This is a genomic window from Streptomyces sp. NBC_01268 (genome assembly GCF_036240795.1).
In the GTDB taxonomy this organism is placed as follows: Bacteria; Actinomycetota; Actinomycetes; order Streptomycetales; family Streptomycetaceae; genus Streptomyces.
In genome coordinates this window covers 5989860-6010511 of record NZ_CP108454.1, presented here as the reverse complement: position 1 = coordinate 6010511, position 20652 = coordinate 5989860, and the positions used below count along the sequence as shown (strand labels likewise).

The 20652-nt window shown below is 72.1% G+C and carries 17 protein-coding genes; 4 read left to right on the top strand and 13 right to left on the bottom strand.

What is annotated here, in order from left to right; genetic code table 11:
• Positions 1-91 precede the first annotated feature (91 nt).
• From trmD to OG309_RS27180, 5 genes are all read right to left on the bottom strand, one after another.
• Entirely contained in the window at positions 92-913 is an 822-nt protein-coding gene (gene trmD, locus OG309_RS27200) for a tRNA (guanosine(37)-N1)-methyltransferase TrmD (RefSeq protein ID WP_329424624.1), read from the bottom strand.
• Positions 910-1503 carry a ribosome maturation factor RimM gene (gene rimM / locus OG309_RS27195; RefSeq protein ID WP_329424622.1) on the bottom strand — a complete coding sequence of 198 codons (594 nt, stop codon included), beginning with the start codon at positions 1501-1503 and terminating at the stop codon, positions 910-912. Before rimM ends, trmD begins: the two co-directional genes overlap by 4 nt.
• A gap of 88 nt (positions 1504-1591) precedes the next feature.
• The gene (locus tag OG309_RS27190) at positions 1592-1831 is read right to left on the bottom strand and encodes an RNA-binding protein (RefSeq protein WP_005311361.1); all 240 of its coding nucleotides are present in this window, start codon (positions 1829-1831) and stop codon (positions 1592-1594) included.
• 2 nt (positions 1832-1833) lie between these two features.
• Complete coding sequence (gene rpsP / locus OG309_RS27185; RefSeq protein WP_329424620.1) at positions 1834-2277, bottom strand: 30S ribosomal protein S16; 444 nt, start codon at positions 2275-2277, stop codon at positions 1834-1836.
• 157 nt (positions 2278-2434) lie between these two features.
• Positions 2435-3028: a hypothetical protein gene (locus tag OG309_RS27180; RefSeq protein ID WP_329424618.1), complete on the bottom strand. Its 594-nt coding sequence runs from the start codon at positions 3026-3028 to the stop codon at positions 2435-2437.
• Between the two features lie 329 nt (positions 3029-3357).
• On the opposite strand from OG309_RS27180, the gene OG309_RS27175 reads away from it, so the two are divergent.
• Positions 3358-4083 (top strand): methyltransferase type 11, encoded by a 726-nt coding sequence (locus OG309_RS27175; protein WP_329424616.1) that lies wholly within the window; start codon positions 3358-3360, stop codon positions 4081-4083.
• A gap of 140 nt (positions 4084-4223) precedes the next feature.
• On the opposite strand, the gene ftsH is transcribed toward OG309_RS27175, so the two are convergent.
• The 6 genes from ftsH to nsdA all read right to left on the bottom strand — a co-directional run bounded on the left by ftsH (position 4224) and on the right by nsdA (position 14044).
• Positions 4224-6140 (bottom strand): ATP-dependent zinc metalloprotease FtsH, encoded by a 1917-nt coding sequence (ftsH, locus tag OG309_RS27170; RefSeq protein ID WP_329424614.1) that lies wholly within the window; start codon positions 6138-6140, stop codon positions 4224-4226.
• A 151-nt stretch (positions 6141-6291) separates the two neighbouring features.
• Positions 6292-7845: a signal recognition particle protein gene (gene ffh, locus OG309_RS27165; protein WP_329424612.1), complete on the bottom strand. Its 1554-nt coding sequence runs from the start codon at positions 7843-7845 to the stop codon at positions 6292-6294.
• A gap of 135 nt (positions 7846-7980) precedes the next feature.
• Complete coding sequence (locus tag OG309_RS27160) at positions 7981-10458, bottom strand: [protein-PII] uridylyltransferase (protein WP_329424611.1); 2478 nt, start codon at positions 10456-10458, stop codon at positions 7981-7983.
• Positions 10459-10497: 39 nt separating this feature from the next.
• Positions 10498-10836 (bottom strand): P-II family nitrogen regulator, encoded by a 339-nt coding sequence (locus tag OG309_RS27155; RefSeq protein ID WP_329424608.1) that lies wholly within the window; start codon positions 10834-10836, stop codon positions 10498-10500.
• Positions 10833-12179 (bottom strand): ammonium transporter, encoded by a 1347-nt coding sequence (locus OG309_RS27150; protein WP_329424606.1) that lies wholly within the window; start codon positions 12177-12179, stop codon positions 10833-10835. The genes OG309_RS27155 and OG309_RS27150 overlap by 4 nt, the downstream gene beginning before the upstream one ends.
• A 392-nt stretch (positions 12180-12571) precedes the next feature.
• Positions 12572-14044 (bottom strand): transcriptional repressor NsdA, encoded by a 1473-nt coding sequence (gene nsdA, locus OG309_RS27145; RefSeq protein ID WP_329424604.1) that lies wholly within the window; start codon positions 14042-14044, stop codon positions 12572-12574.
• A 414-nt stretch (positions 14045-14458) separates the two neighbouring features.
• Here nsdA and OG309_RS27140 point away from each other — a divergent pair, with 414 nt between their 5' ends.
• A complete protein-coding gene (locus tag OG309_RS27140; protein ID WP_329424602.1) occupies positions 14459-15112 on the top strand; it encodes a bifunctional DNA primase/polymerase in 654 nt (217 codons plus the stop codon).
• A 74-nt stretch (positions 15113-15186) separates the two neighbouring features.
• On the opposite strand, the gene ftsY is transcribed toward OG309_RS27140, so the two are convergent.
• Positions 15187-16401: a signal recognition particle-docking protein FtsY gene (ftsY, locus tag OG309_RS27135; RefSeq protein ID WP_329424600.1), complete on the bottom strand. Its 1215-nt coding sequence runs from the start codon at positions 16399-16401 to the stop codon at positions 15187-15189.
• An 85-nt stretch (positions 16402-16486) separates the two neighbouring features.
• Between ftsY and OG309_RS27130 the strand changes: the two genes are divergently transcribed.
• A complete protein-coding gene (locus OG309_RS27130; protein WP_329424599.1) occupies positions 16487-17956 on the top strand; it encodes a cytosine permease in 1470 nt (489 codons plus the stop codon).
• Between the two features lie 52 nt (positions 17957-18008).
• A complete protein-coding gene (locus tag OG309_RS27125) occupies positions 18009-18986 on the top strand; it encodes an LLM class flavin-dependent oxidoreductase (protein ID WP_329424598.1) in 978 nt (325 codons plus the stop codon).
• Positions 18987-19060: 74 nt separating this feature from the next.
• Here OG309_RS27125 and OG309_RS27120 read toward each other — a convergent pair whose 3' ends face one another.
• Complete coding sequence (locus tag OG309_RS27120; protein WP_329424596.1) at positions 19061-20494, bottom strand: sugar porter family MFS transporter; 1434 nt, start codon at positions 20492-20494, stop codon at positions 19061-19063.
• Positions 20495-20652: the final 158 nt, after the last annotated feature.

Sequence of the window (20652 nt, the reverse complement as noted above, 5' to 3'; positions counted from 1 at the left end):
CGGTACGTACGAATGGTCGGTGATCGCCGTGCGTCTCTGGCGGGCGTCGTCCCCCTGTGGCAGGGGCGCGCGCCGGACGTACGACAGCGGCCTATTCTTCCACGTCGTCGGGCCTGCGCCAAAATCGGCCGCCGGGCTCGGGGGCCCAGCCCATCATGGAGAGGATCTCCCGGTCCTTCTTGTCGAAGGCGGCGGGGTCGCAGCGCTCGATCAGGTCCGGCCGGTTGGCCGCGGTGCGCCGGAAGGCCTCGTCGCGCCGCCAGCGCGCGATCTTCCCGTGGTGCCCGCTGAGCAGGACGTCCGGGATGCCGCGGCCGCGCCACTCGGGGGGCTTGGTGTAGACGGGCCCTTCCAGGAGGTTGGCCATGGCGCCGGGGGCGAAGGAGTCGTCCCGGTGCGACTCGGCGTTGCCGAGGACGCCGGGCAGCAGCCGGGCGACGGCCTCGGTGACGACCAGGACGGCGGCCTCGCCGCCGGCCAGCACGTAGTCGCCGATGGACACCTCGTAGACCGGCATCCGGGTGGCGTACTCGTCGATGACCCTGCGGTCGATGCCCTCGTAGCGGGCGGGCGTGAAGATCAGCCAGGGCCGCTCGGAGAGCTCGACGGCGAGCTCCTGGGTGAAGGGCCGGCCGCTGGGGGTGGGGACGACGAGGACCGGGCCGTGGGCGCCGGCCTCGAACCCGTCGGCGAGGGTCTGGTCGAGCGCGTCGCCCCAGGGGTCGGTCTTCATGACCATGCCGGGGCCGCCGCCGTACGGGGTGTCGTCGACGGTGTTGTGCCGGTCGTAGGTCCAGTCGCGCAGGTGGTGGACGTGGACGTCGAGCTGGCCGCGGGCACGGGCCTTGCCGACCAGCGACACGTTCAGCGGTTCGAGGTACTCGGGGAAGATCGTGACGACGTCGAGCCTCATGCGCGGTCCCCGGAGTCGTCGCCCTCGGAGGGCTCCGCGGAGTCGGCGGACTCGTCCTCGCGGGCGGAGGCGATCTCGGCCCGGTCGTCGATCAGACCGGGCGGCGGGACGATCACGGCCCGCTGGTTCTCCAGGTCGATCTCGGTGACGATCTCCGAGACGAAGGGGATCATCACCTCGCTGCCGTCGGGCCGCTCCACGATGAAGAGGTCCTGGGACGGCAGGTGGGAGATCTCGGAGATGACGCCGATCTCGGTGCCGTCGGCGAGGACCACGTCGAGGTCCATGAGCTGGTGGTCGTAGTACTCGTCCTCCTCCTCCGGCAGTTCCTCGGGGTCGATCTCGGCGATGAGGACCGTGTTGCGCAGGGCCTCGGCCGCGGTGCGGTCCTTGACGCCCTCGAAGCGCAGCAGGAGGCGGCCGCTGTGCACCCGGCCGGTCTCGATGGTGAGCGGCCCGGTGGAGGCCGGGTCGGTGAGCAGGACTGCTCCGGGGCCGAGCCTGAGCTCGGGCTCGTCGGTCCGCACTTCGACGGTGACCTCGCCCTTGATGCCGTGGGCGCGGCCGATCCGCGCGACTACCAGCTGCACTTCTCCACTCTCTCCTGTCTTTCCCGTGGGTACGACAACGGGCCGGGGTGGGCGCTAGGCCCTCCCCGGCCCGTGCCGGTGTTCTTTTTCAGCGCACCTGGTCCACGTCGACGAGGTCGACGCGGATGCCACGGCCGCCGATGGCGCCCACGACGGTACGCAGCGCACGTGCGGTGCGGCCGTTACGGCCGATCACCTTGCCGAGGTCATCGGGATGGACCCGAACCTCGAGCACACGGCCGCGACGCAGGTTGCGCGAGGCGACCTGCACATCGTCGGGGTTGTCGACGATGCCCTTCACGAGGTGCTCGAGAGCCTCCTCGAGCATGCTCAGGCCTCGGTCGACTCGGTGGACTCGGCCTCGGCCTCGTCCGCCTTCTTGTCAGCCTTCTTGGCCTTCGGGGTGATGGCCTCACCCTTGGCGTCGCCGCCCTCGAGCGCCTTGGCGAACTCGTCGAACGTGGCGCGCTTGGCTTCCTTGGTCGCCGGGGCGAGAAGCGGCTTCTCCGGGGCCGGGAGGCCCTTGTGCTTCTGCCAGTCGCCGGTGAGCTTCAGAATGGCGAGAACCGGCTCGGTCGGCTGGGCGCCGACGGACAGCCAGTACTGCGCACGCTCGGAGTCGACCTCGATACGCGACGGGTTGTACGTCGGGTGGTAGAGGCCGATCTCCTCGATCGCGCGACCGTCCCGACGGGTGCGGGAGTCGGCGACGACGATGCGGTAGTGGGGCTGGCGGATCTTGCCGAGGCGCTTGAGCTTGATCTTGACTGCCACTGGAGTGGTGTCTCCTGGTCTTGACGTGGTTGGGCACCAACGGGATGCCACGTGGGGTTGCGGAACCCGAGGGGCCCGAAGGACGCGTCAGCCGGAGGAGAGAGGGGTCCTATGCGACTGTCGAGTACAGCTAGCCATTGTGCCACACCCGCCGAGGTCAGCTGGCGGCGCCCACTGTCTCGGGGATGCGGAAGGGCTTGCCGCAGCCGCCGCAGACGATCGGCGCCTGGGCGAGCACGGACGGGACCACGCGCACGTTGCGCCCGCAGTCGCAGACGGCCTTGACCCGCACGCCGCCGCCCGAGGAACCGTGCCGGGCGGCCGGTCCGCGGAAGGAGCGCTTGGTGTCGGCGGCGGTCGCGACCGTGTGGGCCTTGAGCGCGCGCTGGAGCCGCTCGATGGTGGGCCGGTAGCGGCGCCTGGCCTCCGCGTTCAGCGTGACCAGCGAGAAGCCGCTGCTGGCGTGCGGCTCCTCGGGGTGGTCCAGGCCCAGTTCCTCGGCGATCGCGAGGAATCTGCGGTTGTGGTAGCGGCCGGCCCGGGAGGTGTCGCGGACTCCTCGGGCGGCGGCGATGCCGTGGACTGCCTCGTGGAGCAGTCGCTCGAAGGAGAGTTCGGCGCCACAGGCGGACGACGACTCTCCGATCAGGGACTCGGGCGCGGCAAGGTCGGGCAGCTCGGGGTGGTACCGCTGAATGTCGGCCCACGCCTGTGCCAGCTCTGCGGCGAGAACAGGGGGTGTCGTGCTCACGTCGGGTACAACGAGCCGGATCCCCTCCGGGTTCCATTCCGGGGCATCCCAAATATTTTGCACGTACCCGTCAGTTGCCCTGGTTGCCCGTCAAGCCGGTGCGTAGCGGCGCATACGCCCCGGCGCGCGGTGTCGGCACATGCGCCGGGGGCTGGTGGGAGGGACAGTACCGGGCTCCTGCCCGAAGTCGGGCACCGCCCCCCGCCCGTCGGGAAAGCGCCGCTCCCGCTGTCCGGAAGTCGTACGGCGCGAGCACTGGACGCGGGCCGGGATGCGCAGTTCCCTGACTACGGGGGGTTGTCGTCCAGGCACCGATTGGGGCGCTTTCCATGACACCTACGCTCGTCCCGCACCACCCCGCGCGCGACTGGGCCGAGATCCAGGAACGGATGCTCGTGCCCCTCTACGAGGCGGTGTACGACCGGCTCGGCGTGGGCGCCCGGTCCTCGGTGCTGGGCCTGGGCTGCGGCTCCGGCCTCGCGCTCCTGATGGCGGCGGCGCGGGGCGCGCGGGTGGCCGGCGCGGACGAGGACCTCGCGCGCCTGGCGCTGGCGAGGGAGCGGCTGCCGGAGGGGACGGTGAGTGCGGCGGGGCCGCCGGAGGGCGCCTCGTACGACGTCGTCACCGCCTTCCACGGGACGGGTCCGATCACGGCGTGGGCGGGCGGGTTCACTCCCCCGGCCCAGCCGGGCGCGGCGGTCGTGGTGGCGGGCTGGGGTCCGCCGGAGCGCTGCGCGACGGCCTCGGTGCTGCGGGTCGCGGCGCGGCTGACCGGCTGGGGGCCGGCGGAGCGCGACGACCTGGAGGAGGTCCTCGCGGCGGCCGGGCTGCGCTGGGAGGGCTCGGGCCGGGTGGCCTGCCCGTTCGGCTACGCGGACGCGGACAGCGCGGTGCGGGGGCTGCTGTCGACGGGCGACTTCGACGCGGCGGTGCGGGCGACGGATCCGCAGCAGGTGGAGAAGGAGCTCCTGGAGGCGCTGGAGCCGCACGTCCGCGCGGACGGCACGGTGTGGATGCCGAACGTCTTCCGGTACGTGATCGCACGGGTGCCGTAGGGAGCCCGGCCGCGGCCCTCCGCGCGGGTGCCGCGGGGAGCCCGCCCGGCCGCCGCCGCGTGGGGTGCCGTGGACCTTCCCGTACGTGAGCGCCCGCGGGCCCCTTCCGCGCGGGTGTCGTCGCCGGGAGGAACGCCCGGCTACTCCTTCCGCAGGCGCGGGATCCCGGCCGCGCGGTAGGCCGCGTCCTCCTCCAGGGTCTCGTTGGCGAGGAGGGCCTCGGCGAGGGCGTCCAGCTTGTCGCGGTGTTCCTGGAGCTGGCGCAGGGCGCTCTCGTAGCACTCGTCGACGATGCGGCGCATCTCCGAGTCGACGGTGTCGAGGGTGGCGGGGGCGGCGGAGAGTCCGTAGGCCTGCTGGGCGTCGCCGGGGATGGCGGTGAGGCGGCCGACGCGTTCGCTCATGCCCCAGCGGCCGGCCATCCCGCGGGCGATGTTGGTGACCTGTTCCAGGTCGCTCTCGGCGCCGGTGGTGATGACGCCGAAGACGACCTGCTCGGCCGCCATGCCGCCGAGGGCGCCGATGATCCGGCCGCGCAGGTACTCCTCGGTGTAGGCGTACTTGTCGGACTCGGGTGTCGACAGGGTGACGCCGAGGGCGCGCCCGCGGGGCACGATGGTGATCTTGCGGACGGGGTCGGCGCCGGGTTGGAGCATGCCGAGCAGGGCGTGGCCGCTCTCGTGGTAGGCGGTGCGGCGGCGCTCCTCCTCGGGCATGACGAGCGGGCGTTCGGCGCCGAGCTGGACCTTCTCCAGGGCGTCGGAGAGGTCGGACCGGGTGACGGCCTTCTGCTGGCGCTTGACGGCGAGCAGCGCGGCCTCGTTGGCGAGGTTGGCGAGTTCGGCGCCGGTCATGCCGGGGGTGGTCTTGGCGACGTGTTCCAGGTCGACGTTGCTGTCGAGCGGGATCTCCCGGGTGTGGATCTTGAGGATGGCCTCGCGGCCGCCGCGGTCGGGCGGGTTGACGTGCACGATCCGGTCGAAGCGGCCGGGGCGGGTGAGGGCGGGGTCGAGGACGTCGGCCCGGTTGGTGGCGGCGATCACGATGACGCCCTCGGAGCCGGTGAAGCCGTCCATCTCGGTGAGGATCTGGTTGAGGGTCTGCTCCCGCTCGTCGTGGCCGCCCATGCCGGCGCCTGCGCCGCGGGCCCGGCCGATGGTGTCGATCTCGTCGATGAAGATGATCGCGGGGGCGACCTTGCGGGCCTCGGCGAAGAGTTCGCGGACGCGGGAGGCGCCGACGCCCACGATCATCTCGATGAACTCGGAGGCGGAGGCGGAGAAGAAGGGCACCCCCGCCTCGCCCGCGACGGCCCGGGCGAGGAGCGTCTTGCCGGTTCCGGGCGGTCCGGCGAGCAGCACGCCGCGGGGCATCCTGGCGCCCATCGCGCGGTAGGCGTCGGGGTTCTTGAGGAAGTCGACGACGTCGTTGAGCTCGCCTTCGACCTCGTCGATGCCGGCGACGTCGGCGAAGGTGGTGCGCTTGGCGCCCTCCAGTTCGACGGGCTTGGGCGGTGCCTTGCGGCCGAGCATGCCGCCGGCGCCGCCCACGCCGGCGCTCATCCGGCGGGCGATGAACACCCACAGGACGATGAGCAGCAGCATGGGGGCGAGCGAGATCAGCAGGTTGGCGAGGAAACTGCGCTCCGCGACGACCGGCTTGGCGGTGACGGTGACGTTCTGCTTGGTCAGCTGCGCCCACAGGTCGTCGTCGGCGAAGGCGGGGCGCTGGGTCTGGAACTTGGTGTAGTCGCCGTCGCCGTCGGGGACGGGCTGCTTGTCCTTCAGCTGCCCCTGGATGGCGTCGCCCTTGGAGTAGATCTTGGTGACGTTGCCGGCCGCGACCTGCTTGCTGAACTCGGTGTACGAGATGGTCGGCCCGTCGCCCTCGTTGAAGAAGCCGAGCACCAGGTTGGCGATGAGGTAGACCGCGAGCGCGGTGAGGATGAGGCCGCCCCAGCCGCCGGGCATCCTCCGCTTGGGCGGCGGGGGCGGCGGGGCCCCTTCCGAGCGCCAGGGCTGGTCGGTCCGGTCGCGCGGGGGTACGGGGTTGGCCACGGGCTCTCCTCGGGGCGGCGGTGGCCCCAGTATCGAAGAGCTGGACATTCCCGGCATTACGGGTGGTTCGAGGGAGTGAAAAGGGGCCCGTGGCGGTTTCGCACCGCCACGGGCCCCTCTCCGTCGGGCTTCGCCCCGGGACCGCCCCGGGTCAGCCCATGAACTTCTTGAACTCGTCGGGCAGCTCGAACTCGCCCGGGCCCTCGCCCGCCGCAGGCAGCCCGAAGGCGCCGCCGGCCTGCGCCTGCTCGCGACGCTCCGCGGCGGCCTGCTCGTCGGCCTTCCGCTTCATCGGGTTGCCGCTCTTGCGCTTGCCCTTGGCCTGCTTGATCTGCTTCTTCTGCCGGCCGGGGCCGCCGCCCATGCCGGGCATCCCGGGCATGCCCGGCATGCCGCCGCCCTGGGCCATGCGGGACATCATCTTGCGGGCCTCGAAGAACCGCTCGACCAGGCCCTTGACCGCGCTGACCTCGACACCGGAACCCTTGGCGATACGGGCGCGGCGGGAGCCGTTGATGATCGTCGGGTCCTGGCGCTCGGCCGGGGTCATCGACTTGATGATGGCACCGACGCGGTCGACCTCGCGCTCGTCGATGTTGGCGATCTGCTCCTTCATCTGGCCCATGCCGGGGAGCATGCCGAGCAGCTTGGAGATGGAGCCCATCTTCCGGACCTGCTCCATCTGCGCCATGAAGTCGTCGAGCGTGAACTCCTGGCCCTTCTTGGACGCCAGCTTGGAGGCCATCTTGGCGGCCTCTTCCTGGCTGAAGGTCTGCTCGGCCTTCTCGATGAGCGACATGATGTCGCCCATCCCGAGGATGCGGGACGCCATGCGGTCCGGGTGGAACGCGTCGAAGTCGTCCAGCTTCTCGCCGTTGGAGGCGAACATGATCTGCTTGCCGGTGACGTGCGCGATGGAGAGCGCGGCACCACCGCGGGCGTCGCCGTCCAGCTTGGAGAGGACCACGCCGTCGAAGCCGACGCCGTCGCGGAAGGCCTCCGCGGTGTTGACGGCGTCCTGACCGATCATGGCGTCGACGACGAAGAGGATCTCGTCGGGGCTGACGGCGTCGCGGATGTCCGCGGCCTGCTGCATCAGCTCCTGGTCGATGCCCAGGCGGCCGGCGGTGTCGACGATGACGATGTCGTACTGCTTGCCGCGCGCGTACTCGACGGAGTCCTTGGCGACCTGGACCGGGTCGCCCACGCCGTTGCCCGGCTGCGGGCCGTAGAAGGCCACGCCGGCGCGGTCGGCGACCACGGAGAGCTGCGTGACGGCGTTGGGGCGCTGGAGGTCGCAGGCGACGAGCAGCGGGGAGTGGCCCTGGCCCTTGAGCCAGAGACCCAGCTTTCCGGCGAGGGTGGTCTTACCGGCACCCTGGAGACCGGCCAGCATGATCACGGTCGGCGCCGTCTTGGCGAACCGCAGGCGGCGGGTCTCGCCACCGAGGATGCCGACCAGCTCCTCGTTGACGATCTTGACGACCTGCTGCGAGGGGTTCAGCGCCTTGGAGACCTCGGCACCGGCGGCCCGCTCCTTGACGTTCTTGATGAACGCGCGGACGACGGGCAGCGCGACATCGGCCTCGAGGAGCGCGATACGGATTTCCCGGGCCGCACTGTCGATGTCCTGCTCGGAGAGGCGGCCTTTACCCCGGAGGGACTTGAAAGTCGCGCTGAGGCGGTCGGAAAGCGTATCGAACACGGTGGTCGCGATTCCTCGGGTCGGGGCGGGCAGTCCCCCAAGGGTATCCGGCCCGCGGACAGGGGCGTCAGTGGCGCCCTGGCCGGTACGGGTCGGGCGCCCGGGCCGTACGCGGGTCAGGGCGCCCGGGGCCGTTCAGCTCAGCGCCTCCTCCAGCGTCTTCGCCAGCCCCGCGGCCTCCTCGGAGGAGAGCAGGCTGCCGTCCGGCCTGGTCACGTAGAGGGTGTCGACCGCGTTGGCGCCCAGGGTGGAGACGTGGGCGCTGCGGACCCGGACCTCGGCCCCCTCCAGGGCGCGGCCGACGCGGTGCAGCAGGCCGGGGGCGTCCTGGGCGCGGACCTCCAGGACGGTGGCGAGCCGGGAGCCGGCGGCGGCCACGGTGACCCGGGGCGGTGGTGCGGTGACCCCGCGGCGGCGCGGGTAGGCGGCGTCGCGTTCGGCGAGCCGCGCGGGGACGTCGAGCGAGCCGTCCAGGGCGCGGACGAGGTCGGCGCGGAGCCGGTGGGCCTCGGGCAGCGAGCCGTAGGCGGCGGCGACCCGCCAGTCGAGGACGAGGACGGGCCCCTTGCCGAGCTCGGCCGGCAGGGCGACGGCGCGCAGCTCGGCGGCGCGGACGGTGAGCCGGTGCAGGGCGAGGACTCCGGCGACGGCGGGCAGCACGCCGGGCCGCTCGGGCAGGGCGACGAGGAGCTCGACGCCGACCGGTTCGGGTTCCCCGGATCCGGCGACGACGGGTTCGGTGTGCAGGGCGAGGACGGGTTCGCCGGTGCGCAGCGCCTCGATGGCGAGCCGTTCCTGTTCGGCGCTGGGCGCGGCGGCCTCCGGGTCGGGCGGCTCCTCCCCCGCGAGCACCCCGGCGACGCGTTTGACGAGATCGGCCACCAGGGAGGCGCGCCAGGTGGACCAGGCGGCGGGCCCGGTGGCCAGGGCGTCGGCCTCGGTGAGGGCGTGCAGGAGCTCCAGGGCGCCGAGGGTGCCGACGGCGGTGGCGACGGACTGGACGGTGGCGGGGTCGTCGAGGTCGCGCCGGGTGGCGGTCTCGACGAGGAGCAGGTGGTGGCGGACGACGGTGGCGACGACGCCGACGTCGACGCTGTCGAAGCCGATCCGGGCGGCGACGTCGCGGGCGATGGTCTCGCCGGCGACGGAGTGGTCGCCGGGCCAGCCCTTGCCGATGTCGTGCAGGAGGGCGGCGACGAGGAGCAGGTCGGGCCGGTGGACGCGGCGGGTGAGGGAGGCGGCGCGGACGGCGGTCTCGACGAGGTGCCGGTCGACGGTCCAGGTGTGGACGGGGTTGCGCTGGGGGCGGCAGCGGACGCGTTCCCAGTCGGGCAGCAGCCGGGTGACCAGGCCTTCGGACTCCAGGGCCTCCCAGACGGGGACGGTGGATTCGCCCGCGCCGAGGAGGGTGACGAGTTCCTCGCGGGCCTCGGCGGGCCAGGGGGTGGGCAGGGCCTTGGCGGAGGCGGCGAGGCGGCGTACGGCGTGCGGGGAGAGCGGGAGGCCGGCCTGGGCGGCGGCGGCCGCGGCCCGCAGCGGCAGGACGGGGTCGCGTTCGGGGCGGGCGCTGAGGGCGAGGACGGCCTCGCCGTCCATCTCGACGACGCCCTCGGCGAGCGGGGTGCGTTCGGCGGGCGGTTTCGCCCCGCCGGCCCGTCCGGCGCCCGCCCGGCCGCCGAGGAGGCCGCGCAGCCGGGGCCGCGCGGCGCGGGCCTTGAGGACCCGGTTGACCTCGCGCCAGGTGACGTCGGAGGCGTACGAGACGGTCCGGGCGGCCTCGTACACCTCGCGCAGCAGGGTGTCGGCGTCGAGGAGGCCGAGTTCGGCGGCGACGGCGTCCTGCTCCTGGAGGGCGAGGCGGTCGGTGGCCCGGCCGGTGGCGAGGTGGAGGGCGTCGCGGGCGTCGAGGAGGCGACGGCGGGCCTCGTCGAGTCCCTCGCGGGGCGCGTCGGCGAGCCAGGAGGCGGCGACGGCGCGCAGGGCCTGGGCGTCGCGCAGTCCGCCGCGGGCCTCCTTGAGGTCGGGTTCGAGGAGGTACTGGAGCTCGCCGCTGCGTTCGGCGCGGTCCCGGCACAGGGCGTCGAGCTCGGGCAGCCGCCGGGTGGCCTGGTTGCGCCAGTCGGCGAGCACGGTGGTGCGCAGGGCGGTGACGAGGCCGGCGTCGCCCGCGACGGGCCGGGCGTCCAGGAGGCCGAGCTGGACCTTGAGGTCCTCGGCGGCGGTCCTGCGGGCCTCGGCGGGGGTGCGGACGGAGTGGTCGAGGTCGAGGCCGAGGTCCCAGACCGGGTACCAGAGGCGGTCGGCGAGGGCGGCGATCGTGCCCGGGTCGGCGGAGCCGTCGTGCAGGAGGAGCAGGTCGAGGTCGCTGCGCGGGGAGAGTTCGCCGCGCCCGTAGCCGCCGACGGCGACGAGCGCCACCCCGCGTGGCGGGCTTCCGGCGGCGGCGAGTCCGGCGTCGAGGAGGCCCGCCAGCCATCGGTCGGTGAGACGGGAGAGTCCGGCACGGCGCGGCGGCCCGGACCGCGCCTTCTCGGTGAGGAGGCGCAGCCGGGCCGCCGCGTAGCCGCCGGGTCCCGTGTCGTCGGATTCCGTGTTCGCGTCGAGGCTCGTCACCCGGCGGCTCCTTGTCAGCGTCAGCGTTGGTGTACGGCCCTACAGGGCGTCCGGACCGCGTTCGCCGGTGCGGACCCGTACGGCGGTCTCGACCGGGACGCTCCACACCTTTCCGTCACCGATCTTGCCGGTGCGGGCGGCCTTCACGACGACGTCGATGAGCTGTTCGGCGTCCTCGTCCTCCACCAGGACCTCGATGCGGATCTTGGGGACGAGGTCGACGGTGTACTCGGCGCCCCGGTAGACCTCGGTGTGGCCGCGCTGGCGGCCGTATCCGCTGGCCTCGGTGACGGTGAGGCCGTGGACGCCGAAGGCCTGGAGGGCGTCCTTGATCTCGTCGAGCCGGTGCGGCTTCACGACCGCGGTGATGAGCTTCATGCGTCCACCTTCTTGTTCTCCGTCGCGGCGGGGGCGGCCACGGCGGTGCTGCGCGAGGAGCTGCCGCCGCCCGCTCCGCTGAAGTCGTACGCGGTCTCCGCGTGCTCGACCTGGTCGATGCCGGAGATCTCGTCGTCCTCGGCGACCCGCATCCCCATCGTCTTGTCGATGATCAGGGCGAGGACCGCGGAGGCGATCAGAGAGTAGGCGAGGACGGAGAAGACGCCGATGGCCTGCTTGCCGAGCTGGTCGAGGCCGCCGCCGTAGAAGAGGCCCTTGGCGTCGGACTGGACGCCGCCGGTGGCGAAGAAGCCGACGAGGAGGGAGCCGACGACTCCGCCGACGAGGTGGACGCCGACGACGTCGAGGGAGTCGTCGTAGCCGAACTTGTACTTGAGGCCGACGGCCATGGCGCAGAGCAGACCGGCGACGGCGCCGATGGCGATCGCGCCGAGCGGGGAGCAGGAGCCGCCGGAGGGGGTGATGGCGACGAGGCCGGCGACCGCGCCGGAGGCGGCGCCGAGGGTGGTGAAGGAGCCGTGGCGCAGCTTCTCGTAGAGGAGCCAGGCGAGCATGGCGGCGGCGGTGGCGACCTGGGTGTTGACGAACATGACCGCGCCGACGCCGTCGTCGTTGCCGAGCCACGAGCCGGCGTTGAAGCCGAACCAGCCGAACCAGAGGAGACCGGCGCCGAGCATGACCAGCGGGAGGCTGTGCGGGCGCATCGGGTCCTTCTTGAAGCCGACCCGCTTGCCGATGACGAGGATGACGCCGAGGGCTGCCGCGCCGGCGTTGATGTGGACGGCGGTGCCGCCGGCGAAGTCGATGACGCCCATCTCGAAGAGCCAGCCGCCGGTGCCCCAGACCCAGTGGGCGACGGGGAAGTAGACGATCGTGACCCACAGGGTGATGAAGAGGGCCCAGGCGGAGAACTTGACGCGGTCGGCGAGGGCGCCGCTGATGAGGGCCGGGGTGATGATCGCGAACATGAGCTGGAAGACGGCGAAGACGTACACCGGGATGGTGTAGCCGTCCCACAGTTCGGTGATGCCGATGCCGCTGAGGCCGACGTAGTCGGAGGACCAGCCGAAGAGCGAGGCGGAGTCGGTGCCGAAGGCGATGCTGAAGCCGTAGAGCACCCACAGGATCGTGACGATCCCGAGGCTGATGAAGCTCATCATCAGCATGTTGAGGGTGGACTTGACGCGGACCATGCCTCCGTAGAAGAAGGCGAGAGCCGGGGTCATCAGCATGACCAGGGCGGAGCAGATGAGCATGAACCCGGTGTTGGCGGCGGACAGCGCGGGCGCGTCTGCTGCCAGGGTCGTGATGGCTGATGCCATCGGCGTCTCCTCGTCGTCGAATGCGGCCTGTGCGGGGCGGGGCCGGAGCGGCTTGGCCGTGAGGGGTGGCCGGTTATGCGCCAGAGATTCGCGCAGGCCGGTTTCCGCCGATGCCGCTCGATGTTTCGCCGCAGTGACGAAGGGACGGGGCGTGTTACGCGACCGTGAACGCGGGGGTCACGGCGATGTAACGGGCGTACGCTCCGCGCGGGCCCCGGAACGCCGCCCCGGGGTCCGCGCGGGCCCCGGAGCACCGCCCCGGGCGCCCCGGGCCTCCGGGCACACGGACCGGCCGCGCCGGGCCGTCCGTGTGTCCTTGCGGCGGGGGAGCCGAGTCGGGCTTTACGGGACGGCCGGCGCGGCCGGGGTCGGTGGGGTCCTGCGGTGCGGGCTCAGACCGCCTCGGCGGCCTCGGGGAGCAGGGCGGTGAGCCGGTCGGTGAGGTGGACGACCTCGGCGACGTCGCCGAAGTCGCGGGCGGCGGTGTCGACGGTCTTGCGGAGCCGGGTGTTCACCCGCTCGGAGCGGACCTTGCGGGCGACGCCGAGGGCCTTCTCGGCGAGGACGACCGACTGCTCGGGCTCCCGCTTGAGGAGGTGGACGGTGGCCATGCCGATGAGGTTGAGGGCGTAGCTGCGCTGGTGCTCGGGGTCCTTCTCGAAGAGTTCGACGGCGCGTTCCATGACGGGCTCGGCGAGCGAGGCGTAGGTCGGGGAGCGGCCGGCGACGTAGGCCAGGTCGCGGTAGGAGTGCGAGTTCTCGCCGTTGAGCTCGGCCTCGGAGAAGAAGCGGATCCAGTCGGGCTCGGGCTCGCCGTCGAGACCGACGTCGGAGAAGGTGTCCTCGGCCATCCGCACGGCCCGCTTGCACTTGGAGGGCTGGCCCATGTTGGCGTAGGCGCGGGCCTCCATCGCATACAGCATGGCCTGGGTGCGCGCGGTGGCGCAGTCCCGACTGCCGTACTGGGCGAGGTGGATGAGTTCGAGGGCGTCGTCGGGCCGGCCGAGGTGGATCATCTGGCGGCTCATGGAGGAGAGGATGTACGAGCCGAGGGGCTTGTCGCCGGCTTCCTTCGCCGCGTGCAGCGCAAGCACGAAGTACTTCTGGGCGGTGGGCTGAAGGCCCACGTCGTAGCTCATCCATCCGGCCAGTTCGGCCAGTTCGGCCGCGCAGGTGAAGAGGCGCTGGGCGGTGGCGGCGGGCTGCGGCTCCTGGAGCAGGTCGGTGACCTCGTGGAGCTGTCCGACGACCGCCTTGCGGCGCAGTCCGCCGCCGCACTGGGCGTCCCACTGGCGGAACATCGCGGTGGTGGACTCCAACAGGTCGAGCTCGACCGGGGAGAGCCGGTGGGCGCGGCGCTCGTCGGGGGCGGGTGCGGGCAGGGGCTCGCCGGCCGGGGTGGGCACCAGCCAGCGCTGCATCGGTTCGATGAGGGTGGGGCCGGCGGCGAGCGAGAGGGAGGAGCCGAGGAAGCCGCGGCGGGCGAGCATCAGGTCGCTGCGGGAGAACTCGCTGAGCAGCGCGACGGTCTGGGGGCCCGCCCAGGGCAGGTCGACGCCGGAGACGGACGGCGACTGGTGGGCGGTGCGCAGCCCGAGGTCCTCGACGGCGACGACGGAGCCGAAGCGCTCGGAGAACAGTTCGGAGAGGATGCGCGGGATGGGTTCGCGGGGCTGCTCGCCGTCGAGCCAGCGGCGCACCCGCGAGGTGTCGGTGGAGATGTGGTGCGCGCCCATCTGGCGGGCCCGGCGGTTCACTTGGCGTGCCAGCTCGCCCTTCGACCAGCCACTGCGCACGAACCACGAACTCAGCTGTTCGTTCGGGCGCTTGCCGGCAGTCGAACCGTCTGCGCCGTTGCCGCCCACTGGAACGCCCCCATCCACCTGAATGCCGTCCTGCGAACCCCTGCCAGGATGCCCTGTTTCACGGTCCCCGTCCGGTGTTTGTACTCCTTCGAACGGAAAACCGGCTTGCCTCCGGCATACCCGTGCGTGCGATCCGCCCCGGGTTCGTGTACCGAAGGTAATCCTACGATCACCCGCTCGGGCATGGCGATTCAAGAAACGCCACCATTCGCCACCCCTTCGAATGAACTCGCCCTGCACGGAACGCGATTCACTTGACATGCGACGGAGCAGGGTCCGTGAACCGATGCGCGGGGAGGCGCGCGCAGCGGTGCGCACCACCCCCCGCGTCCCCGCCCGCCCCTCGGGGCGGCGGAGCGTGACGGTGGCCCCCCGGTCCGTAACCACCGGCGCGTCCGACCCGTTGGAGGGGGCATGGGCTTCACGATCGGCGGCATTCGTGAGATGCGGTCCGGCTCACGCCGCCGCCTGCGCACCACGGAGTGCACAGCGGTGGCCGAGTACACCGGACTGTGGGGCTGGGACGTGGTCCCGGGGGCGAGGGCGGTCGCGGGCCGCTGCTCCTGCGGCGACCTCGGCTGTACGGCACCGGGGGCGCATCCGCTCTCCTTCGCCGCGCCCGTCCCGGCCGGCGCGGGCCTCGACGACGCGACCAAGGCCTGGTCCGAGTACCCGGGGGCGGCCCTGCTGCTGCCGGTCGGCCGGGCCTTCGACGTCATCGAGGTCGCGGAGGCGGCGGGCCGCAGGGCCCTGGTCCGGCTGGAGCGCATGGGGCTGCCCCTGGGCCCGGTGAGCGTCACCCCGACCGGCCGGGCGCAGTTCTTCGTGGCCCCGGGCGCCGCGGCCGAGCTCCCGCACCTGCTCTACCGGATGGGCTGGGACGACGCCGGCCTGGACCTGCACTGCCTGGGCGCGGGCGCCCATGTCACCGCCCCGCCCTCGGACCTCGGCGGACTCGGCCCGGTGCGCTGGCTGCGCCCGCCGACTCTGGACGCGGCGGGAGCGCCGCCGCAGGCCCGGCTGCTGCTCGGCACGCTGGCGTACATCTGCCACCGGACGCACTTCTGAGGCGCCCCCTCCCCCGTACGGACGACGAAGGCCCCCGCCGCATCCGGCAGGGGCCTTCGTCGTACGGTGGCGGATCAGTCGCCGATCAGCGCGTCGACGAACGCGCCGGGCTCGAACGGGGCGAGGTCGTCCGGGCCCTCGCCCAGGCCGATCAGCTTGACCGGGACGCCCAGCTCGCGCTGGACGGCGATGACGATGCCGCCCTTGGCGGTGCCGTCCAGCTTGGTGAGGACGATCCCGGTGATGTCGACGACCTCGGCGAAGACGCGGGCCTGGATCAGACCGTTCTGGCCGGTGGTGGCGTCCAGGACGAGGAGGATCTCGTCGAGCGGGCCGTGCTTCTCGACGACGCGCTTGACCTTGCCGAGCTCGTCCATGAGACCGGTCTTGGTGTGCAGCCGGCCGGCGGTGTCGATGAGGACGACGTCCGCCTTCTCGGCGATGCCCTCCTTGACCGCGTCGTAGGCGATCGACGCCGGGTCGCCGCCCTCCGGGCCGCGCACGGTGCGGGCGCCGACGCGCTCGCCCCAGGTCTGGAGCTGGTCGGCGGCGGCGGCGCGGAAGGTGTCGGCGGCGCCGAGGACGACGGACTTGCCGTCGGCGACGAGCACCCGGGCCAGCTTGCCGGTGGTGGTGGTCTTACCGGTGCCGTTGACACCGACGACCATCACGACGCCCGGGACGTTCTCGGGGCTCTCGGTCCTGACCGCGCGGTCGAGGTCGGCGCCGAGGAGGGCGACGAGCTCCTCGCGCAGCAGGCCGCGCAGCTCCTCGGGGGTGCGGGTGCCGAGCACCTTGACCCGGTCGCGCAGACGCTCGACCAGTTCCTGGGTGGGGGCGACGCCGACGTCGGCCGTCAGGAGGGTCTCCTCGATCTCCTCCCAGGTGTCCTCGTCGAGGTGCTCGCGGGACAGGAGCGTCAGCAGCCCCTTGCCGAGCGAGTTCTGGGAGCGGGCGAGCCGGGCCCGGAGCCGCACGAGGCGGCCGGCGGTCGGCTCGGGCACCTCGATCCCGGGGACCTCGGCGACCGGCTCCTCGACGGGGGCGACGGCCTCCGGGGCCTCGGTGGCGGGGAGGGTGACCTCTTCGACGGTGCGGCGTGGTTCTTCCCGCGGCGTCTCCGCCTCGTCGCCGACGTGCGGTTCGGCGGGCGGAGCGGTGATGGTCGGCGTGGTGGACGGCGGCTCGGCGGGCGGCAGCTGCTTCTTCTTGCGACCGCTGATCACGAGTCCGCTGGTCACGGCGACCGCGACGACCAGAGCGATGACTACAGCAAGGATGAGTTCCATAACCCGTCCAGTATCGGCCACGGAAGGACCGTTCGAGGAGCACGTAGTCTGGGTGGGTCCCCCCACATGTGTACGGAGTACCCCCATGCCCCACGCCTCCGAGACCGAAGGCGCGCCGAGCGGCGGCACGCTGGAGAGCCGCGGCCTCGAACCCGTCCCCGACGCCGAGCGGACCGGCCGGGTCGGTGAGCTCTTCCCCACCTGGGTCGCCGCCAACATCAGTGTGCTGCTGCTCACCATGGGCGCGGGCCTGATCGTGTTCAACGGCCTGAACTTCTGGCAGGTGCTGTTCGTCGCGGTGGCCGCGCCGGTCCTGTCGTACGGGATCGTCGGGCTGATCTCGATCGCGGGCAAGCGCGGCGGGGCGCCCGGCATGGCGCTGTCGCGCGCGGTCTTCGGGCAGCGCGGGAACCTGTTCCCGGGCGCGCTGATCTGGGTGGCCCGCTGGGGCTGGGAGACCATCAACGCGGTCACCGGTGCCTACGCGGTGCTGACCGTGCTCGACCTGCTGTTCGGTGTGAAGTCCAACACGGCGCTCATCGTGGTGACGCTGCTGCTCTTCGTTTCCTGCACCTTCCTGGTCTCCGGGCTCGGCATCAACGCGCTGCGGGTGTGCAGCAAGTGGTCGACGTACCTCTTCGGCGCCTTCTCCGTCCTGGTCCTCGTCTACCTGGTGGCGAACACGGACTGGTCGGCGGTCTTCGCCAAGCCGGCCGGCTCGACGGCGATGCTGGTGGCCGGTGTCGGCACCATCGCGGCGGGCGGCATCAGCTGGGTGCCGTCCGGCCCCGACTTCACCCGCTACCTGCCGCGCGACGCCTCCTCCAGGGGTCTGGTCGGCACGACCGTCGGCGGCGCCGGCATCGTGGTGCTGCCGATGGTCCTGATGGGCGCGGTGATGGCGGTCTCGACGCCGGACCTGGCCTCGGCCCAGGACCCGGTCTCCTTCATCGGCGAGCTGCTGCCGGCCTGGATCTCGGTGCCGTACCTGCTCATCGCCCTGATCGGGATGCTGCTGATCAACTCGATGTCGATGTACTCGGCCGGCTTCACCGCGCAGACCCTCGGCATCAAGGTGCCGCGGGCCGCGGCGGTCAGCGTGAACGCGGTGATCAGCCTGATCTTCGGCTTCCTGCTGATGGTGGTGGCGACCAGCTTCATCGGCTCGTTCATCTCCTTCCTGACCCTGCTCGCGGTCGCGTTCTCGGCGTGGATCGGCGTCTTCGGCGTGGACATGCTGCGGCGTCGGACGTACGACGCCGAGGCGCTGATGGACACCACCCGGACCAGCGCGTACTGGTACCGGGGCGGCTTCGCCTGGCAGGCGATGGCCGCGTGGGGCGTGGCGCTGGTGGTGGGCCTGCTGTTCACCAAGGTCGACTGGTTCTCCGGCCCGCTGGCGTCGTCCTGGATCGGGCGGAACGGTCTCGGCTGGGCGGCGACGATCGTGGTGGCGGGCGTGCTGTACGCGGTGCTCCCCCGCGAGCGGGCGGCGCGGGCGGCCGTGGAGTCCGGCGAGGAATCCGACCGGACGCGCGCGACCGTTTCCATCTGACGCGACGTCAGATACCGTCCCCCTCCGACGCACCCGTGGAGGGGGACTTCCCATGCCGTTCACCGTCGTACGGTTCAACCTCGTCGATCCGCACGCGGACCCGGCCTCCCTCTCGGCCCGCTACCGGGCGGCCGTCGAGATGGCCGCCCACGCCGACGCGCACGGCGTCGACACCGTGCAGACCGAGGAGCACCACGGGGCGGTCAACAACTGGCTCCCCTCCCCCTTCGCCTTCGCCGGGGCCGTCTTCGGCGCCACCCGGCGGATCGCCGTCACCGTCTCCGCGATCATCGGCCCGCTGCACGACCCGCTGCGCCTCGCGGAGGAGATCGCCGTCCTGGACCTGCTGAGCGCGGGCCGGCTGGTGACCGTCGCCGGGATCGGCTACCGGCCGGAGGAGTACGAGGAGCGCGGGGTCGACTGGGGCCGCCGCGGCAAGCTGCAGGACCTGCTCCTGGAGACCCTGCTGACGGCCTGGTCGGGCGAGCCCTTCACGTACCAGGGCCGTACGGTACGGATCACCCCGCGGCCCTTCACCCAGCCGCACCCGCTGCTCCTGGTCGGCGGCTCGTCCAAGGCGGCGGCCCGGCGGGCGGCCCGGCTGGGGCTCCCCTTCTTCCCGAGCGCGCACCTGCCCGAGCTGGAGACGTACTACCGGGAGCAGTGCGCCGCGCACGGCACGGAGGGCTGGACGATGATGCCGGCCCGCGAGACCCCGCTGCTGCACGTGTCGGAGGACCCGGACCGGACCTGGGCGGAGTTCGGGGAGCATTTCCTGCACGAGGCGCACACCTACGCGTCCTGGCAGTCGAAGGACATCCGCTCGGCGGTCCGCTCGGGTGCGGGGAGCGTGGCGGAGCTGCGCGCGGAGGGGGTCTACCGGGTGGTGACGCCCGAGGAGTGCGTGGCGCTCGGGCGGGAGCTCGACAGCCTGGTGCTGCATCCGCTGTGCGGCGGGATGCCGGTCGAGGAGGGCTGGCGGAGCGTGCGCCTGTTCTGCGACGCCGTGCTGCCCCGGCTCAAGGCATAGCCGAACCGCCCCGGCTCGGGGCGTCGGGCCTCGGGCCGGGGCGGTCTCGTGTGCGAGGAGAGGGGCAGCGGGGTTTAGCCCATCTCCTCCAACGCCTTGCCCTTGGTCTCCTTGACGTACCTGAGCACGAAGGGGATCGAGAGCACGGCGAAGACCGTGTAGATGATGTAGGTGCCGGAGAGGTTCCAGTCCGCGAGGGACGGGAAGCTGGCCGTGATGGCCCAGTTGGCGATCCACTGGGCGGAGGCGGCGACGCCGAGGGCGGCGGCGCGGATCCGGTTCGGGAACATCTCGCCGAGGAAGACCCACACCACCACGCCCCACGAGAGGGCGAAGAAGAGGACGAAGACGTGGGCGGCGACGAGCGCCACGACGCCCTCGGTGGTGGGCAGCTTGCCGTCGACGAGGTCGGCGGAGAAGGCCCAGGCCTCGAAGGCGAGCGCGATGGCCATGCCGATCGAGCCGACGAGGGCGAGCGGCTTGCGGCCGACCCGGTCCACCAGGACCATCGCGATCACGGTGCCGACGATGTTGATGATCGACGTGGTGAACGAGTAGAAGAACGAGCTCGACGGGTCGATGCCGACGGACTGCCACAGGGTCGCCGAGTAGTAGAAGGCGACGTTGATGCCGACGAGCTGCTGGAAGACGGAGAGCCCGATGCCGACCCAGACGATCGGCAGCAGCTTGAACCTCGTGCCGGCCACCATCAGGTCCTTGAAGGTGGACTTGTGCTCGCTGCGCATGGCGTGGTCGATCTCGGCGACCCGGTGGTCCAGGTCGACGCCGTGGCCCTCGACCTCGGCGAGCACCTCCTTGGCGCGGTCGACGCGCCCGACGGAGATGAGGAAGCGGGGGGACTCGGGGATCGCGAAGGAGAGCAGGCCGTAGAGGAGCGCGGGCACGACCATCACGCCGAGCATCCACTGCCAGGCCTCGAGACCGCCGATCTCGCCGCGCTGGTCGCCGTCGGCCAGCTGGAGGATGCCGTAGTTGACCAGCTGGGAGATGGCGATGCCGATGACGATCGCGGCCTGCTGGAAGGAGCCGAGGCGGCCGCGGTACGCGGCGGGGGCGACCTCGGCGATGTAGGCGGGGCCGATCACCGAGGCCATGCCGATGGCGAAGCCGCCGATGATGCGCCAGAAGGCCAGGTCCCACAGGGCGAAGGGCAGTGCGGAGCCGACGGCGCTGATGGAGAAGAGCACGGCGGCGATCTGCATGCAGCGGATGCGGCCGATGCGGTCGGCGATCCGGCCGGCGGTGGCGGCGCCGATGGCGCAGCCGATCAGGGCGATGGCGATGACCTGGGCCAGGGCCGCGGAGCCGATGTCGTACCGGTCGCGGATGGCCTCGACGGCGCCGTTGATGACGGAACTGTCGTAGCCGAAGAGGAAGCCGCCCATCGCGGCCGAGGCCGAGATGAAGATGACGTGTCCGATGTGGTCCGGATGGGCTGAACGCCCTTCGGACGGCGGCGGTGTGGGCGCCTGCGCGGTGCTGGTCACAAGGACTCCTCGGGGCTCCGGCAGCGTCGCCGGTGCGGTGGGGGGCGAGCCCTTCAAGTGGCGCACAACTTCACGGCGCCGACCACTTGAAGGTAGAAGCAACGCGTCAGAGACTATGCCTTCAAGTTTCGAAGTCAATAGCCGATGTCGTGTGACTT

Coding starts and splice junctions, on each gene's coding strand:
- OG309_RS27130 (WP_329424599.1), top strand. CDS start 16,487: ATGCCCCACGCCTCCGAGACCGAAGGCGCGCCGAGCGGCGGCACGCTG.
- trmD (WP_329424624.1), bottom strand. CDS start 913: ATGAGGCTCGACGTCGTCACGATCTTCCCCGAGTACCTCGAACCGCTG.
- OG309_RS27190 (WP_005311361.1), bottom strand. CDS start 1,831: ATGCTCGAGGAGGCTCTCGAGCACCTCGTGAAGGGCATCGTCGACAAC.
- OG309_RS27140 (WP_329424602.1), top strand. CDS start 14,459: ATGGGCTTCACGATCGGCGGCATTCGTGAGATGCGGTCCGGCTCACGC.
- ftsY (WP_329424600.1), bottom strand. CDS start 16,401: ATGGAACTCATCCTTGCTGTAGTCATCGCTCTGGTCGTCGCGGTCGCC.
- OG309_RS27175 (WP_329424616.1), top strand. CDS start 3,358: ATGACACCTACGCTCGTCCCGCACCACCCCGCGCGCGACTGGGCCGAG.
- OG309_RS27155 (WP_329424608.1), bottom strand. CDS start 10,836: ATGAAGCTCATCACCGCGGTCGTGAAGCCGCACCGGCTCGACGAGATC.
- OG309_RS27150 (WP_329424606.1), bottom strand. CDS start 12,179: ATGGCATCAGCCATCACGACCCTGGCAGCAGACGCGCCCGCGCTGTCC.
- OG309_RS27125 (WP_329424598.1), top strand. CDS start 18,009: ATGCCGTTCACCGTCGTACGGTTCAACCTCGTCGATCCGCACGCGGAC.